Source organism: Nocardia carnea (genome assembly GCF_029868325.1).
Classification (GTDB): Bacteria; Actinomycetota; Actinomycetes; order Mycobacteriales; family Mycobacteriaceae; genus Nocardia; species Nocardia carnea_C.
The window spans coordinates 14996-31823 of record NZ_JARWNW010000094.1 but is presented as its reverse complement, the minus strand read 5'-3'; the positions used below and the strand labels follow the sequence as shown (position 1 = coordinate 31823).

Here is a 16828-nt window from a genome sequence, read left to right as displayed (position 1 = left end):
GCCGAGGCCCGCTGGAACTATGTGCTCGACGGTATGGTCGCCGGCGGTAATCTCGACCGCAACGAACGCGCGGGCATGACCTACCCCGAGGTGCTGTCTTCGTCTGCGGCCACCGGGCAGAAAACCGATTCCTCGGGCCCGGAAGGCCATATCAAAGCGCAGGTGCTGCGGGAACTCTCCGATGCCGGGATCAGCGAACAGCAGCTGAACACCGCCGGCCTGCAGATCACCACCACAATCGACCACCAGGCACAACAGGCCGCGGTGAATGCCGCGCGTACGAATATGGAGGGCGAACCGGACAAACTGCGTACCGCGGTGGCTTCGATCGACCCGAAATCCGGTGCGGTACGTGCCTACTACGGCGGTGAAGACGGCTACGGCTACGACTTCGCCAATGCCGCACTGCAAACCGGTTCCTCGTTCAAGGTGATCGGCCTGGCACAGAACCTGGAGATGGGTATTCCGCTGTCGCAGATGTACGACAGCACGCCCGTCACGGTCAACGGCATCAAGATCACCAACGTCGAAGGCGAAGACTGCGGGGTCTGCACCATCGCCGAAGCGTTGAAACGGTCGCTGAACACCAGCTTCTACCGGATGCAGCTGGAAATGCAGAACGGCCCCCAGAAGATCGCCGATATGGGCCACAAACTGGGCATTCCGGAAGAACTTCCGGGTCTGGGTCCCACGCTCACCGAACCCGGTGGGGCCGGCCCGAACAACGGTATCGTGCTCGGTCAGTACCAGGCCCGGCCGCTGGATATGGCCTCCGCCTACGCGACGCTGGCCGCCTCCGGGATGTACCACAAACCGCATTTCGTGACCAAGGTCGTCACGGCCGATGGGCAGGTACTGCTGGACCGCGGCGATACGGCCGGGGAACGCCGGGTTTCGGAGGCGGTCGCCGACAACGTGACCGCGGCCATGGAACCGATCGCGGCGTACTCCCGCAACCACGGGCTCGCCGGTGGCCGTCCCTCGGCCGCCAAGACCGGTACCGCGCAGCTGGGTGATACCGGCGAGAACAAGGACGCGTGGATGGTGGGCTACACCCCGTCGCTGTCCACCGCGGTCTGGGTGGGCACCACCGACAACTCGCCGCTGCGCAACTACGGCGGCGCGATGATCTACGGTTCGAGCCTGCCGTCGGATATCTGGAAGGACACGATGGACGGTGCCCTCGAGGGCACGCCCAACGAGAAATTCCCGAAACCCGCGCCGATCAAGGGTCAGGCGGGCGTCCCGAAGTGGACGGCCCCCTATACCGCACCGTCCACGACGATGCCGAGTTTCGAACCTCCGGTGGTGATCGAGCCGAGCCAGGTCGAGATCCTGCCCGGTATCACCATCCCGGTGCCCGGTCTGCAACCCAATCCGCGTAGCCAGACGCAACCGCAGGGTCAGCCACAGGGCAACAACGGTGCCGGTCCGATGCCGGGGCAACCGACCGCCGGAGCCGAGGGGACCGCGCCGACGGTCACCCAGGCGCCGAGCGCGGGCACCGAGAGCGATAGCGGTGGCGATACCGGTGGCGATACCGATTCCGGTGGCGACAGCGGCACCGATCCGGGTGGCACCGACAGCGGCGATACGGGCGGCTGACGGCCGGCCCGCCACGCTCCGGGGTCCGGCTCCGTCCGGGTCGGACCCCGCTAACAGGTAACCTCGGGTGCCGTGAGCGAGCAGCGACTGGTGGGTGGGCCGGACGACGGGCACGAGCCCGGAAACGGACCGACCCACCGGGAGACCGGCCGCGGGTACGATTCGCCCGCACCGCTCGCCCCTGACCTGCGGTCGGCCGACGCGCGCGATAAACCCAGCCGCAACGATTCGATGGCCGCCCAGCTGTGCACCGTGGTGGGCGGTCCGGTAGGCGATCACGCACTTATCGGGCGTGCCCGTTTCTGGACCCCTGTGCGGGTGCTGCTCGCGTTCACGGTGATCTTCCTGGCCTTCGGCTGGTTCGCCAAAGCCGGCTGTATCCAGCAAACCGGAACTCCCGGCGGCGGGCTTTCGCTCGACTGGAACAACGGCCGCCAGTACACCGCCATGTGCTACTCCGATACCGTCCCGCTCTACGGCGCCGAACGGCTCAACGAGGGCGCCTTCCCGTACAAGAAGTATTGGGTGGAGGAGGCCCCGGGCGGCGGTACCGAGATCCGGCATATGGAGTATCCGGTGCTTTCCGGGCTGTACCAGTACGTTTCGATGCTGGTGGCCAAAACCTGGGACGCCAGCCCGCTGCCGGGCGCCCTGCAGGTGGTGCTGTACTTCAACGTGGTCGCGCTGGGTTTGTCGATGGCCTGGCTGGCGACGATCTGGGCGACCGCGCTGCTCGCCGGGCGCCGGATCTGGGATGTCGCGCTGATGGCGTGTTCTCCCCTGGTGATCGTGCACGCCTTCACCAATTTCGATTTCCTCGCCACGGCCTTCGCCGCCGGCGGTCTGCTGGCGTGGGCCCGGCGCCGGCCCCTGCTGGCGGGTGTCCTACTGGGTTTGGGTGGCGCGGCGAAACTGTATCCGCTGCTGCTGCTCGGCCCGATCCTGGTGTTGTGCCTGCGCGCCGACCCGATGCAGCGCACGCCCCGTGGTCAGCTGTCGATGCGGTTACGCGATGTGCGCGACGCGGATTCCCTGGGCACCTGGCTGGCCGAAATTCCGGCGCGGACCCGGCTGCTCGGTACCCGCCCGCTGGGTGCCGCCGGTTTGACCACCGGTGGCGCGCTGGCGACCTGGGGTCTGGTGAACCTGCCGATCGCGGTGTTGTACCCGGACGGCTGGCGGGAGTTCTTCCGGCTCAACACCACCCGTCACGCCGACCCGGATTCGCTCTACAACGTGGTGATGTCGTTCACCGACTGGAACGGTTTCGACGGTGTGCTGCGCCACGGTGAAGCACCGGCCATTCTGAACATGGTGTCGTTGCTGCTGTTCGCGACCGCCTGCCTGGGCATCGCCTATATCGGTCTCACCGCGCCCCGCCGCCCCCGCCTGGCGCAGTTGTGTTTTCTGGTGATCGCGGCCTTCCTGCTGACCAACAAGGTGTGGAGCCCGCAGTACTCGTTGTGGCTCGTGCCGATCGCCGTGCTGGCGTTCCCGCACCGCCGTCTGCTGCTGACCTGGATGACGATCGACGCTCTGGTCTGGGTACCGCGCATGTTCTACTACCTCGGCGTCGACCGGAAAGGTCTGCCCGAGCAGTGGTTCACCGGCACCGTACTGCTGCGCGACCTCGCGGTGATCGGATTGTGCGTGCTGATCATCCGCCAGATCTACCGCCCGGACGAGGACCTGGTACGCCGCGACTACCTGGACGACCCGGTCGGCGGCGTGGTCGACCGAGCTCCCGACCCCCTGCTGCCCTGGCTCCCGCAGTTCCTGCGTCCCAGAATCTCCCTGGATACCCATTGGACCGGCGCCGTCGCAGCGACCCGGCGAACGCGCCGAGTACCCTCGCCCGAACCGCAGCCGGTATCCCCCGCATGCCCGCTCGAGACCCGGCCACCCGCGCGCCTGGGCTGATCCGGCAACCGCGCGCCTCGATCAGGCGCGGCGGGAACTCGAAGTTCTCGATCCGAACACCCATCGACCCCGGCGAAACCAGCAGTGGTGCCGGGTCGGCGAGGCCTGGAATGGTTTCGGCCCGCCGGACCCCGCTCACCGCCGGCGTGCCGGAACTCAGCTCGCGCGCAGAATCCTCGCCTGTTGTTCCGGTTCGTGCGGGAGCATGTCCAGGTCCAACTGCCAGGCGTTGTTGGTCCACGGATCGAACAGCGGGGTTCCGGCAGCGGTGGGCAGATGCCGGCAGGCACGCGACAGTGTGGCCACCATGTTGTCGTGGGAGTCGGTTTCGTCGGCGCCGACGATCACGGTGGACAGCCCGATGAGATCGCCGCGCGCCAGTAGTGCGCCCAGGCGCTGCGCGTCCGCCGACTGATAGCCGTGCGGGAAGTCCGCCGCCAGCAGGATGCGATGTTCGGCCGGCGGTACGCCCTGCCCCGAGTTGTAGGCCATTTCGGCGAGTTCGGCGGCGTCCGCGAGTTGTTGCAGCCGTGGCGAAATATCGGCGTGGTCGTTGATCGGGGGTCCCGCCAGTACCGGCGCCAGCATTCCCGTGAAACCGGTGAACGCTCCGGTGAGATCGATGATGTCGACAATCGTGCGGCGTCCCGGCGCGGCCCGCAGCAGACGGGCCAGCAGCGCGCCGATCACCGGAGCCACCGCGGCCGACGATTCGGTATCCACCCACAGCGGCCGGTTCAGCGGGACCGGCACACAGTACGGGATCCGTAGCGCACCGCGGTCCAGTGCGTAGAGCTCGCCGAGCCGGATACCGTCGGCGGGGGCCGCCGGGCGGTCCCAGGCCGGCGAATTCCACGATGCCAGCGCGGCGGGTAGTACCGCGTCCGCCTCGGCGAGTTCCCGTTGCAGTTGGGCACTGTCGCGCTGGTGGCTGTTCTCGGCGGTGGCGGTGAGTTCGTCGTAGCGGCCCTGTGCGGCCGTGCGCGCGGCATCGGCGGCGGGGGTGTTGCGGGTCGCCGGGTCCGAAACCGCCGCGGACAGTTCCTGATCGAGCCGTTGCGCCGCGTAGTCACGGGCCGATGCCAGGGCAGCGGCCGACCGGGCGGCGTCTTCGAAGATCATCCACAACCGCTCCAGCCCGTGCCCCACCTCCAACGGGGAGCCCTCGGCGGCCGGTGGCGGTGCGGCACCGGAGACGGCCGCACCGTCGGCAACGGTGGTAGTGGCAGCGGCGACCGGTACCGCCGCTGTCACATAGTCCTGGGCGCCGTGGGCATGCAGGAGTTCGGCGATACCACCCGCATAACCCTGCCCGAGCGCACGCAGTTTCCAGCCCGTACCGCGCCGATACAGCTCGAAGCAGATCAGCGCGGTTTCCCCGGCCTGCGGGGTGATCACGAATTCGGCGACCGGCGCATCGTTTTCGGAGAGACTCGCGGTGACCACGCCCGGCGCACCGGACGCCGAAGCGGTCAACAGCACCGCCTGGGCATCGGCGCGCACCTCCGCGGGAGTAACCACCACCGCGGCGGCCGCCTCCTCGATCCGCACACCCGGCCCCGTGGGGCGTTCGGAAACCAGCACATCCGCGGCGGTTTCCACCCGCAGGTCCGCGGCCACCACCAGCGCCGAAACCGTCAGCGGGACCGCGGCGTGCACCTGGAAGCGGGATACACCGCCGTCGAGAGCGATGTTCTGACCCGCCTGCAAGACCTTCATATCCTGTCCCCCGCTACCACTCATACCTGCAGGAACCGGCCCAGCTGCGGAATCGCCTCGCCCGGATGTTTCGCGTTGAAGCCTTCACCGATGGCCTGCATCTTCCAGTCCGCGCCGGCCCGGAACAGTTTGGCCATGGCCATTGCCGTGGTCGGGGTGCCGCCGGTGAGCGAATACCGTGCCAGTTCGGCGTTGTTCGCGCCGTCGATCAACCGGCAGAAGGCGTTCTGCACCTGGCCGAAGGTGTGGCCTTTGTAGGAGGTCACGATGAACACGAGGCTGTTGACATGGGCCGGTATGCGCATGAGGTCGACCAGGATCACCTCGTCGTCGCCGGCGCCTTCACCGGTGAGGTTGTCGCCCTGATGCCGGATCGAACCGTCCTTCGAGGTGAGCTGACCGTAGTAGGCCACATCGACGGGGTTCATATCGGCGAACATCACCACCGAGGCATCCAGGTCGATATCCACGGTGCGGCTACCGAACAATCCGCGCTGCTGCACCGGATCCCAGCCCAAGCCCATCTTCACGAAGGTGAGGGCAGCGCCGTCCTCCTTGCGGAGACTGACCCGCTGCCCCTTCTGCAGGCTCACCGGACCGGTTTTGCTCAGGCTGATCTCACCGGCCGGTGGCTGCTGCTGCGGTGGCTGCTGCTGGTAGCCCGGTCCGGGCGGCGGCGGATACCCCCCGCCCTGCGGTGGATAGGGCGCGGTGGGCGGCGGCTGCTGGGCCGGGTAGGCAGGCGGAGCCTGCGGCGGCGCCGGGGCCTGCGGCGGAGGCATCGGCGCCTGCGGGGGGGCCGGTGCCGGCTGCGGCGGGGGAGCGGGCGCGGCCTGCGGGGGCGCGGCCTGTGTCTGCGCGGCCGAATCATCCACCGTGACACCGTGGTCGGTGACCAGCGCCGCGAAACCACCGGCGTAGCCCTGGCCGACCGCGCGTACCTTCCACGCACCCTGCCGGCGATACAGTTCGAGCGCGATCACGATCGATTCGCTGGCCAGACCGTCGATCCGGTACTCGAACAGCTGGGCGCCGGACTGATCGGAGACATAGGCGACCGGCGGCGCGAACTGCCCGAAATTCGTATTCGGATCGTCGAGCGTGATCACCGCGCGCACCTGGGCGATATCGGCGGGTACCGCGGCGAGGTTCACCACCAGCGCGGCCGGCTGCCCGGCCGGGCCCGGACGCAGGTCCACACCGGGGCCGCTGGGCTGGTTGTAGAACACGAAATCTGCGTCGGACCGGACTTTGCCCTGCTCGGTGACCAATAGTGCGGACAGATCGGCCGGGGCGGCCAATTGAATCGAAATCACCACGTCATTAGTGGCCAGGGGACCGTTCTGGCCTTTGGCGAGTGTTGCGGACAAGTCAGACCCTTCGCTTGTCGGTGCGTGTACGTGCCACTCTACGAGATACGCGCCCACCGCAAATATCGTTAACAACGGCGCGGGCCATTCGAGGCCACCGGCTGACATATCCGGCTCGGCCCGCCGGACCACACGGATGGACGCGATCGAACCGCGGCGATTAGGGTAGCGGCGATGGACGGGCGCCGTACGGGAACGGTGCTCGGGGTGGCGACGACGACGGGCGATTCTTTCTATGGCACAACTCTTCGAACAGTCGAAGAAGGTGGTGGAGGCGCGCCTCGCGAACTCCGGCATCCGCGCGATCTCCGGTTCGATGGTCGCCTACGAGGGCGCCGTCCAGTTCAAATCCGCCGGATTCGGCGGCGGCGACGGCGTTCTCGCCGGTATGAAACGCCGCGCCACGGGCGAGAAGCTGTCGCTGATGGAATGCGGCGGTAACGGCCGGGTCTTCCTGGCGGTCAACGGCCAGTACGTCTCGGTGGTGAACCTGAACAACGAAACCCTGCAGGTCGAATCGCAGCAGTTGCTGGCCTTCGCCGGGAATCTGCGCACCGATGTACGTTTCGCGGGGGTCCGCGGGGCGTCCAGCGGGCAGGGACTGTTCACCACCACGGTGAGCGGACAGGGACAGGTCGCCCTGCTCTCGGCGGGCGGGCCCCTCATCCACCTCGAGGTTTCCCCGCAGTTCCCGCTGGTGGTGGACCCGGATGCGTTCGTCGCCGCCCGCGGAAACCTCAACCAGTCGTTCGTCACCGATGTGTCCTGGCGCTCGATGATGGGGCAGGACGGTGGCGAGGCGTTCTCACTGCGGTGGGACGGGCAGGGCGTGGTCTCGATCCAACCGGCGGAACGGTAGGGCATGTTCGAGCAAATCAATTCGAAGGTCGTCAAGGTCGACGTCGGCGCGGCGGGCGGTGTGGTCGCCCGGACCGGCGGGATGCTGTTCTACACCGGCGATGTGTCCTTCGCGCCGCACGAGATTCCGGGTGGCGCCGGTATGGGCGGGGGCGGTGGCCTGGTGCGGATGGCCGGCCGGATGATGGCCGGGGAACATCAGCGCACCATGCTCGCCCAGGGCACGGGCCAGGTGCATTACGGATTCGCCGGACTGGAGGTGCATGCCGTGCCGATCCAGCCGGGTGCGATGCTGCAGGTCGAAGCGTCGCGGCTGCTGGCCTACACGGCGGGACTGCAGACCTCGGTGGTTTCTGTCGGGAGCTCCGGTGGCGGTGGTGGAGGCGGCGGCATCATGGGCGCGCTGCGCGGTGCGGCTTCCGGCGCACTCACGGGCCAGGGCATGTTCACCACCCAGCTCTCCGGGCACGGTAGCGCGGTCCTGCTGGCCCATGGCGGCTATCTCGAGATGCCGATCGGCGGCCCCAATCCGGTGGTGGTCGACCCGCAGGCGTTCATCGCCTCCTACGGGAACGTGCAAACCGAGCTGAAAGCCGCGGTGAGCTGGCGGGATGCCGTGGGGCGCGGGTCCGGTGAGGCCATGCAGCTGCAGTGCGCCGGACAAGGCGTGGTCTACGTCCAGGCGTCGGAGGAGAAACTGTGAGTGAGATTCTCAACCCGATGACTCTCGGGGAAAGCGACAACATCCCCGGCAACAGCTACGCCTACTGCATCGACCTGAACAAACCCTGGTTCATGCGCAAGGGCGCGATGATCGCCTACTACGGCCAGATGCGGTTCCAGGCACTCACCCACGGGCTGCAGGGCCAGCTGATGCATATGGTGGCGCATCAGTTCTCGGCCCCGCTGTTCACCGGGGACTATGTGGTCGCCGAAGGACAGGGCAAACTGCTGATCGGCGACCGCGGTTACGACATCAACTCCTACGATCTCGACGACGGCAATCTCACCATCCGGGCCGCGAATCTGCTCGCCTTCGAACCGGGGCTGTCGCTGAACCAGTCGATCGTCCCCGGCTTCCTCACCCTCATCGGCACCGGCAAGTTCCTGGCCTCCTCGAACGGTCCCGTGATCTTCGCCGAGCCGCCGCTGCGGGTGGATCCGGAATCGCTGGTGGGCTGGGCCGACTGCCCGTCGCCGAGCCATCACTACGACCAGCGGTGGGTTTCCGGTTTCCTGTCGGCGGGCGCGGCCGCCTTCGGCGTGAACTCCGGAGAGGAACGCCAGTTCGATTTCACCGGCGCCGGAACGGTGCTGATCCAGTCGAGCGAGAAGGTGCTCAGCGACTCGGTCCTGATCCGCACCATCGAAGGACAGTTGCAGAGCGGGATCACGGTGCCCGGCCTGCAACGGTTGCAGGGTGTTATCGCGCAGCAACTGGCGGGTCAGCAGGGGCACTGACCGGGGCCCGAACGGGCAACACACCCCTGGTGTCCGGTTCGTCCGCGTAGGCAAAGCCGGTCCGACCGGGCAGACTTGGCCCCATGCTGCATCTGCGGGTGATGTCACCGGCCGGCCTGACCGACGAGGTGCTGGGCGTTCTCGAATCCGACGACGCCGTAAGCGGTTTGGCGGTGCTGCGCGGTAGTGCGATTCGCCCCGCCGGCGATGTGATTCTGGCGGATCTGGCCCGGGAAGCCGCCAACGATATCGTCGAACGGCTGCGCGCCACCGGCCTGCACCATCACGGCAGTATCGAATTGGAGCCGGTGCGCACCTGGATGTCGCTGTCGGGATATCTGGCCGAGCTGCGCACCCCGGGCTACAGCGCGGACTCGGTGGTGTGGGCGGATGTGACACAGCGGTCCTACGAGGAAACCGAACTCAACTGGACCTACCTGAGTTTCATGACCCTGGCGACCATCCTCGCCGGTATCGCGATCGTGGTGGATTCCCAGATCCTGGTGATCGGCGCCATGGTGCTGGGCCCGGAATTCGGTGCGATCGCCGCGCTGGGCGTGGCGCTGGTCCGGCGCCGCCCGGCCCTACTGGGCCGCGCGGTCGCCACCCTGCTGGCCGGATTCGTCGCGGCCATCTTCCTCGCCTTCACCGCCGCCGTGGGCGCGCGGCTGCTGGGCTGGATCACCGCCGATGTGGTCACCGGGGAGCGGCCCGAGACCGCGTTCATCTACACCCCGGACAAGTGGTCGTTCGTGGTCGCGCTCATCGCGGCGGCGGCCGGGGTGCTCTCGCTGACCTCGGCCAAATCCGGTGCCCTCGTCGGCGTCTTCATCTCGGTGACAACAGTGCCGGCCGCCGGGAATATCGCGCTCGGCCTCGCCTTCGGAGCCGGAACCGCGATCTGGGGCAGCGCATTGCAGCTGGTGGTGAACCTGGCGGGGATGGCGCTGGCCGGCTGGGCGACGCTGGCGCTGCAGGATGTGGTCTGGTCGCGAGTCTCGTTGCGCCGGGCCCGTACCGAAGCGCGGGCGCGGCGCCGGATGCTCTGACGAGCACCACGTCTAAGCGGTGGGTTCGGCGACCCGGCCGGGCAGCGCGGCGGTGAACCAGTCGACGATCTCCTCCCCCGCCAGGATTCCCGTGGCGGAGGTGACGCTGATACCGGGGTGGGCCCAGCCGAGTTCTTCGAGTTCACCGTGCCGCGGCCGGATCCCCCGATCGGCGGCCATCAGCATTTCCGCATCCAGCGCACCGTCGCCGGCGGCAAGTGTCGGAGCCACCGGGTCGAGGCGGCCGGTCGCGATGAGCCGGTCGCGGACCTCGGCCACCGCCCGGCTCTTACACACCGCCATCGGCATGGTGTAGATCTTGCGACCCTGCCGCGACGCCGACCAGCCGCGCGGCCGGCACCAGCTGTCCCATTCGGCCAGGAAATCGGGCGGGGTGACGGCGAGATCGACTACCAGGTAGCAGAACAGGTCGTCGGCCTCGCGGTATTTGAGGACCCACGAATCGTCGATCCGGGCGCGCAGGGCGGCCCCGATCTCGGCGAGACCGGCACCCCCCGCCCGGACCGCGGTATCGACCGACCGGCGCCACCCGATATCGGGCGACCCGTCCACCAGTATGTTTCCGCCGTTGGTGGTGACCGCGAACGGCCACGGGGCCCCGGGGAACCGGATCCGCTCGAACTGCGCGATGGTGCGGGTGGTCGTGGGCAGCACGGCCGCCGCGGCCGCCAGCTCGGCCATCGCGCCGGCGGCGGTGACGGTCATATAGGAGAGTGGGTCGCCGTCGAGATATTCCACGCACACCGTTTCGGGTTCGGTCGCACCGGAGGCGTTACGCGAGTAGATCATCGTGCGATCCAGATCGGTCGCCACCAGCACCGGTTTCGCAGACATCATCTATCGCCGCACATCCTTGATCAGACCCATACACGAATAGGCCAGCTCCGGTACAACCTCCACCGGTACCTCACGCGCCCGCGCGAGGAGCCGGATATGCGCGTGTTCGGCGGCGTCGGGCTCGCGCACCAGAACCCGCCACGGCACCCGTCGCAGCAGCACCCGGGTCGTCTCCCCGACACCGGGTTTCACGAAGTTCACGCTGTCGATACCGTATTCGGCGCGGACCCGCTCCACCGATGCCCAGCCCGCCCAGGTCGGTGTCCGGTCGGCGGCCCGCAGGTGACCGACCTGCTCGGTTACCCGGTCGCGAACCGTATCGAAGGCGGCGGTGACCGTATCGACGAGGCGGCCGGAAACATCGTCGGCGGCGAGATCGGCATAGAACTTCGCGCCGTGGAAATCCTCCGGGCCGATGAGGTCGCGGTTGAGTACGGTGCGCGAAACCAGACCGGAGACCGTGGAATTGAGGCAGGCCGAGGCGATGAGGAAATCATCGCGGGTGCCGTAGGTGCGCACACAGTGGCCGGGGTCGGCCAGTACCGCGAGGTCGGCGTCGAACCGTGCCCCGCCGGCCGTGTGGTAGGCATCCAATGCCTCGGTGAGTTCCTTGGCGATTGCGCCCTTGCCGGTCCAGCCGTCGACGAACACCACATCGGCGGGGTAGTGCCGACCGGCCAGGTAATCCAGTGCGACAGTATCGATTCCGCGGTCGCGCACGATCGAGACCGCGTAATGCGGGATATCCAGACCGGGCCGTGCGCCCTGCCGGGCGGCGAGCCAGCGGCGGATCAGAATGCCGATCGGGGTACCCGCGCGGGCCAAGGAGGCCAGCACGATATCGGTACCGCGTTCGGCGACCACGAGTTCGGCGACCGTCCCCACCGCCAGCGCCAGCCGCTGCGCGCTGTCGTCCAGAACCCGGTCGAACAACTCGCGGTAGGCGGCGTCGGGCTGGTACTCGATGGGCAGAGATTCGGCATAGTGCGCCACGCCGGCCTGGATCCGCTGTTCGCGATAGGCGAGATCGGCCTCCAGTTCGGCATCGGACAGATCCTTCAGCAGCCACGCCACATCGTCAGGGGCATAAGAGCCGAACTCGGGACCGTAGAGCGGCCGGGAGCCACCGGCCGGAACAGAGCACACAGACACCTCTGGCTCCGAACGCGAAGGCCCAGACGCGGCCGACCGCGAAGACGCCGGCCGCTCGAGGCAGGAGGGCACCGCTGACGCGGGCACCGACAGCTTCGCGCGAGTCGAGACAGCTGAACCGGGTGGCCGGGTCCGGGCCGCTTCGAGGGCTACCGGATCGGCTCCCGGCACCACCGCCACCAGCACATCCGAACCCGCCGCGGTGAGTACGTCCACAAGCCCACCGGGTGCGTAGAGCTGCGCACTGTCGCCCGGCGTATCGACCACGAACACCAGCACCGGGTCGACGCCGGCCGCCAGGGTGTCCGGCCAGGCGGCGTTGTACAAGAAACGCGGCTGCTCCTCGCCGGGTTCCGGTGCCTGAAACCGGAACCCGCGGCGCAGCGGGTAACCCGGTTCGTCCAGAACGTAGGCGGGTGACCGCGTCGTCGTCTGATACCGCACCGGGATCCCGGAATCGGCCAGCGTCACCGCCAGGCACAGCGGCAGATACATCAGCTCTTCGTGCGCGAGCACCACCACCGGCCGGCCCGGATATTCGGTGACCAGCTGATCCCGCAGCATTTTCGCCGCGGCGGCCCCGGCCTGTTCGAACGCCGGCCGGTCGGTGCGCAGGAAACCGTGCCGGCCACCGTCGGGCACGTCCTGTGGCCAGGACAGTTCCAGCCGGGTGGAACTGCCCCGCGCCGCAGCGACCGGGTTGAGTTCGGCTTCCGGCAGATCCAGTACCGCACCGACCAGCCCGTCCGGCAGCACCGCACTACCGGTGGCGAGGCAAACCGCATCGATACGTGCCCCCAGTTCCGCCGCGACCCGCGCGAATCGGGCCCGGTCCGCCTCGGTACGCATATCGACCAGCGCCGCCAGCACATAGTGGGTCCGCGGCGCGAATTCGTGCAGTGCGGCAATCGCATCCAGTGCGGTGTTGCCGGTGGAGATCTCGTCGTCCACCAGCACCAGCGGCAGACCGGCGGTGAAAATATCGCCGGGCATCGGTTGCAGCAGATGTGAGGTGGCATGCGAATGCCCCTCCTCGAAACCCGTCAGGGTCCGCGCTCCCGGCACCGCACGGCGGGTCGAATGCAGATAACAGGCGGCATCGATCCGGGTCGCCACACAGTGCCCCAGACCGGTCGCGGTCTCGGCGAAACCCAGTGCGACCGCATCCTGTTCGCCGAGTACGCCGCGCACCAGATCCCCGAGCCGGTCGCCCGCATCCCGCACGACCAGCGGATCGGTCGGCAGGTGTTTACCCAGCACCGTGGAAACCAGCAGATGCGCCCGCCGGGGATTCTTGCGCAGCCCCGGCTGCAGCAGATCGGTGATCACCGGCTGCGCAGGTAGAGCGTCCGGCCGGTCGCCGTGGCGGAAAGATTCGCGGTGGAGCAGTTCGATTCCGAGTGTGCGGGTGGCCCAGTACCTTTCCAGCCCCGCCCCACTCATGCTGTATCTATCGAGCATGCGCGAGGGCCCTACGTGGTTACGCTGCGCTGCCGCCTCCGGGCCTGACTCGCTCATGCTGTGACCAGCGCGGATAGCAGGTCCACGAAGGACACCCCTTTCTTCGCGACCCCGAATACGCGGGCCCGGGCAAGTGTGTGCCGGGCCCAGCTACGGTGTGGCCGCATCTCGTTCATCTTGTTCCGGTATCCGGACGCGGCGACCCCGCCGACCTCCACCTGAAGGATGTCCAGGGCATCGGTGTACTCCTCGTGCGTCACCACCGACAGCGCATGCACGGCCGCGACATGCGAGGGATGGATAACCGTTTTGCCCTGGATTCCGTTGGCGCGGTCCAGCGTTATCTCACGCAGCAGGCCGTCGAGGTCGCGGCTCACCAGGTAGCTGCGGAACGGCACCGCATCGGATTCCTCGAACGGTGCGGTACGCAGCAGCGGCCGGAACATCCGCTCGTGATCGGCGAAGTACTCCCATACCGGCCCGGTGATCACGAAACCGGTACCGTCCGTGCGCCCCAGGTAGTTGACGATATCGGCGATGACGTCGGCGATCACCCGCACGTCGTAGATGGTGAGGTCGCGGTCGCGGCGGATACCGAAGGTCGCGCACATATCGGTGGCCCCGACCCGGACCGCAAGAATCCGTTCCCGGTGCTCGGCCAGCAGCGCGGCGATCTGGGTCAGCTCGGAATCCCGGGTCTGCCGGTGCACCAGCGCCGGGGACTCAAGGACGGGCATACCGTAGAGCGGCCGCTCGGGGCGCACGGCGGCGGCCGTCGTCAGCGCCGCCAGGTATTTCGGCGCCGAAGCGCTGTCGAATTTGGGGAAGACGAATCCGGTGAGCACATCGGCCCCGGGCCCCAGCCGTTCGAGGATCTCGGGCACCGTATCGGCGTCGCGTACCCGGACGAACAGCAACGGGCTCGGATCCCGGTGGCCGGCGAGCTCGTCCAGGGTCCGCACGGTCTGCTCTTTGGCGGCGGCGAGCTCGTGATCGGCGACCGCGTCCTCGAGGTCGATCACCATCGAACACACCCCGCGTTCGGCCCGCCGCACGATCGTCGCGGTCAGGTCATCGCGGGTCGCCGGAACGTACAGGGTGGCGCCCAGTGCCAGCGCCAGCATCTCCCGGTCGGCATGGTCGTCGAACGGTTCGGGTTGCCGATGGAACAGGGCCCGCGCATCGGGGCCCTGCAACTGCCGGAAATGCCGGCGCGGTACCCGTTTGTGCAGGGACACTTCCTGCCGAACGGCCATGGCTGCGGTCATCGATCCCCCGTCTCATCCATTCTGTCCTGGTTGTTTGCGCATTCGATCCACCACACCGGCAATGAATTCGGTGATCGTGTCGAGTTCGTTCACATAGGCCCAATAATCGGGGTGCCGCCCGGTCAGCGATCCGGTGACCCGGTCGATCCGCTCGACCTGGGCGTCCAGAACCGAACCCCATTCGGCGACCAATCCCCGTGAAACTGCCAGCATCTGCGCGTCCCGGAGCCGGAACCGCACAGCCTCCGCGCGTTGGCGCGGATCGTCGCGGACCGTGCGCAACTCGGTCAGCCGTTTGGTGACGGCATCGACGAGTCGTTCGGCGTCGGCGAGATGACCGCGCGCAGTTGTGGTCAGGTCAAGGGCCAGCTCCGGGTTGTGCTCGGCCGCGGCGGTGCGGGCGCCGGCGAGGGCACTGTCCGCCGCGGTGATATGACGCTCACTTGCGCGCTCATTGTCGGCCAGATCAGCCGAACTCGCAGCATTGAACTCGCGCAACAGGGCAGAGTACGCGGGCCCGAGACGTTCCGCACGGGTACGCACCGCCGCGATCCGGGTGGTGACCGAGGCGATCGCGTTGCGCGCGGCGCCGGCCCGAGATGGCGCCTGGGCCAAAGCTTCCGACAACTCCGCCGTCGCGGCGTCCAACTGGTTCGCCGTCGCCCGCACCCGGCCTCGCTCGCCCGCCGGAACTGCCTCCAATGTGACCATTGCCTCATCGATGCGCGCGGCCGCGGCCCGCACCGACGGATAGCCGGCGTATTCCGATTCCGCCGCCTGCCCGCGCACCCGCGCCGCCTCGGTGGTGACGTGCGCGACCAGTTCCGGTACCGCACCACGCACCGCGACCGCTTCGTCGAGCCGGGCACGTTCACCGTGATAGAACCGGTCCACCTCGCGGGCCGCCGCGTGCAGCTGCCGGACCACGGTGTCCAGCCGCTGCTGCCGGTCCGGAATCCCGGCGCCGGACTGTTCGGCCCGGCCGATCTCGTCGGTCAGCGCGAGATAGGCCTCACCGGCGGCGTAGCACTGCTGCCGCACCGGCGCCCAGCGCCGGCCGAGTTCCCGTTCCGGGAAGATCTCCTCGGAGGCGATGGTGGCGGTATCCGCGGCCGATTGGCGGCGGTCCATATCCAGGAACGCCGCCGTCAGCGCGGATCGCGCCTGTTCGAACCACGGATCCTCCCCCGACCGGAACCATCCACGCCTACGGCCTGCCACAGACCCGATGGTATGAGATCGCCGGCCCGGGCGTAGCGACGGCCGATAACGCAGGTGCAAGAGGGCTTCCGAGCTCGGATGGGCGCATGACGCTACGCAAGTTCGCCGAAAACCACTACTGTCGTTTTCGTACCCGGCGATTTCGGACATGCTGGGAATCACAGACAACTACGAAAGGGAATCCCGCATGGGTGTCAGTTTGTCCAAGGGCGGCAACGTCTCGCTGAGCAAGGCAGCTCCGGGGCTCACCGCGGTAGCCGTCGGCCTGGGCTGGGATGTGCGCACCACCACGGGCACGGACTTCGACCTCGACGCCAGCGCGATCGCCACCGGAGCCGACAAGAAGGTCGTGTCCGATAAGCACTTCGTGTTCTTCAACAACCTGAAGTCGCCCGAGGGCAGCATCGAGCACATCGGCGACAACACCACCGGTGAGGGCGAGGGCGACGACGAGGTCATCAACGTCGACCTGGCGAATACCCCGCCGTCCATCGAAAGCATCTTCTTCCCGGTCTCGATCTACGAAGCCGACAGCCGCCAGCAGTCCTTCGGCCAGGTCCGCAACGCCTACATCCGCGTCGTGAATCAGGCCAACAACGAAGAGCTGGCCCGCTACGACCTCTCCGAGGATGCCTCCACCGAAACCGCCATGGTGTTCGGTGAGCTGTACCGCAACGGTGCCGAATGGAAGTTCCGCGCCATCGGCCAGGGCTACGCCTCCGGCCTGGCCGGGATCGCCCGCGACTACGGTGTCAACGTCTGACGATCCACACCTCCGGGTAGCGTGAGGGGGTCCGGTAACGGGCCCCCTCGTTTTCGGCCTCCCCACCGGAGCTGAGGGGACAAATTGGACAAATAGGCGGTCGGCGGCGACGCTGGTGACCAA

The 16828-nt window shown here is 67.9% G+C and carries 13 protein-coding genes; 7 read left to right on the top strand and 6 right to left on the bottom strand.

Annotation, left to right across the window (positions count from 1 at the left end):
• Nucleotides 1-1605: transglycosylase domain-containing protein (locus tag QH196_RS06015; RefSeq protein WP_280414741.1), on the top strand; the 1605-nt coding region annotated here is incomplete at its 5' end.
• Between the two features lie 186 nt (nucleotides 1606-1791).
• Entirely contained in the window at nucleotides 1792-3525 is a 1734-nt protein-coding gene (locus QH196_RS06010; protein ID WP_280414744.1) for a glycosyltransferase family 87 protein, read from the top strand.
• A 156-nt stretch (nucleotides 3526-3681) separates the two neighbouring features.
• Here the strand turns inward: QH196_RS06010 and QH196_RS06005 are convergent, their stop codons facing one another.
• Both QH196_RS06005 and QH196_RS06000 read right to left on the bottom strand, forming a co-directional pair.
• A complete protein-coding gene (locus tag QH196_RS06005; RefSeq protein ID WP_280414740.1) occupies nucleotides 3682-5244 on the bottom strand; it encodes a TerD family protein in 1563 nt (520 codons plus the stop codon).
• A 20-nt stretch (nucleotides 5245-5264) separates the two neighbouring features.
• Nucleotides 5265-6614 (bottom strand): TerD family protein, encoded by a 1350-nt coding sequence (locus QH196_RS06000; protein WP_280414739.1) that lies wholly within the window; start codon nucleotides 6612-6614, stop codon nucleotides 5265-5267.
• A 235-nt stretch (nucleotides 6615-6849) separates the two neighbouring features.
• On the opposite strand from QH196_RS06000, the gene QH196_RS05995 reads away from it, so the two are divergent.
• From QH196_RS05995 to QH196_RS05980, 4 genes are all read left to right on the top strand, one after another.
• Nucleotides 6850-7473: an AIM24 family protein gene (locus tag QH196_RS05995; RefSeq protein WP_280414738.1), complete on the top strand. Its 624-nt coding sequence runs from the start codon at nucleotides 6850-6852 to the stop codon at nucleotides 7471-7473.
• A 3-nt stretch (nucleotides 7474-7476) separates the two neighbouring features.
• Nucleotides 7477-8175 carry an AIM24 family protein gene (locus QH196_RS05990; RefSeq protein WP_280414737.1) on the top strand — a complete coding sequence of 233 codons (699 nt, stop codon included), beginning with the start codon at nucleotides 7477-7479 and terminating at the stop codon, nucleotides 8173-8175.
• Nucleotides 8172-8933 (top strand): AIM24 family protein, encoded by a 762-nt coding sequence (locus tag QH196_RS05985; protein WP_280414736.1) that lies wholly within the window; start codon nucleotides 8172-8174, stop codon nucleotides 8931-8933. Before QH196_RS05990 ends, QH196_RS05985 begins: the two co-directional genes overlap by 4 nt.
• Nucleotides 8934-9016: 83 nt before the next feature.
• Nucleotides 9017-9982 (top strand): DUF389 domain-containing protein, encoded by a 966-nt coding sequence (locus tag QH196_RS05980; RefSeq protein WP_280414735.1) that lies wholly within the window; start codon nucleotides 9017-9019, stop codon nucleotides 9980-9982.
• Nucleotides 9983-9994: 12 nt separating this feature from the next.
• Here QH196_RS05980 and QH196_RS05975 read toward each other — a convergent pair whose 3' ends face one another.
• The 4 genes from QH196_RS05975 to QH196_RS05960 all read right to left on the bottom strand — a co-directional run bounded on the left by QH196_RS05975 (nucleotide 9995) and on the right by QH196_RS05960 (nucleotide 15942).
• On the bottom strand, nucleotides 9995-10840 hold the full coding sequence (locus tag QH196_RS05975) for an HAD family hydrolase (protein ID WP_432279442.1): 846 nt from the start codon (nucleotides 10838-10840) through the stop codon (nucleotides 9995-9997).
• A complete protein-coding gene (locus QH196_RS05970) occupies nucleotides 10841-13435 on the bottom strand; it encodes a phosphoribosyltransferase (protein ID WP_280414734.1) in 2595 nt (864 codons plus the stop codon).
• 71 nt (nucleotides 13436-13506) lie between these two features.
• On the bottom strand, nucleotides 13507-14721 hold the full coding sequence (locus QH196_RS05965; RefSeq protein WP_280414733.1) for an HpcH/HpaI aldolase/citrate lyase family protein: 1215 nt from the start codon (nucleotides 14719-14721) through the stop codon (nucleotides 13507-13509).
• Nucleotides 14722-14733: 12 nt separating this feature from the next.
• Nucleotides 14734-15942 carry a hypothetical protein gene (locus tag QH196_RS05960; protein ID WP_280414732.1) on the bottom strand — a complete coding sequence of 403 codons (1209 nt, stop codon included), beginning with the start codon at nucleotides 15940-15942 and terminating at the stop codon, nucleotides 14734-14736.
• 187 nt (nucleotides 15943-16129) lie between these two features.
• On the opposite strand from QH196_RS05960, the gene QH196_RS05955 reads away from it, so the two are divergent.
• Entirely contained in the window at nucleotides 16130-16705 is a 576-nt protein-coding gene (locus tag QH196_RS05955; RefSeq protein WP_280414731.1) for a TerD family protein, read from the top strand.
• The last annotated feature ends 123 nt before the right edge of the window (nucleotides 16706-16828 follow it).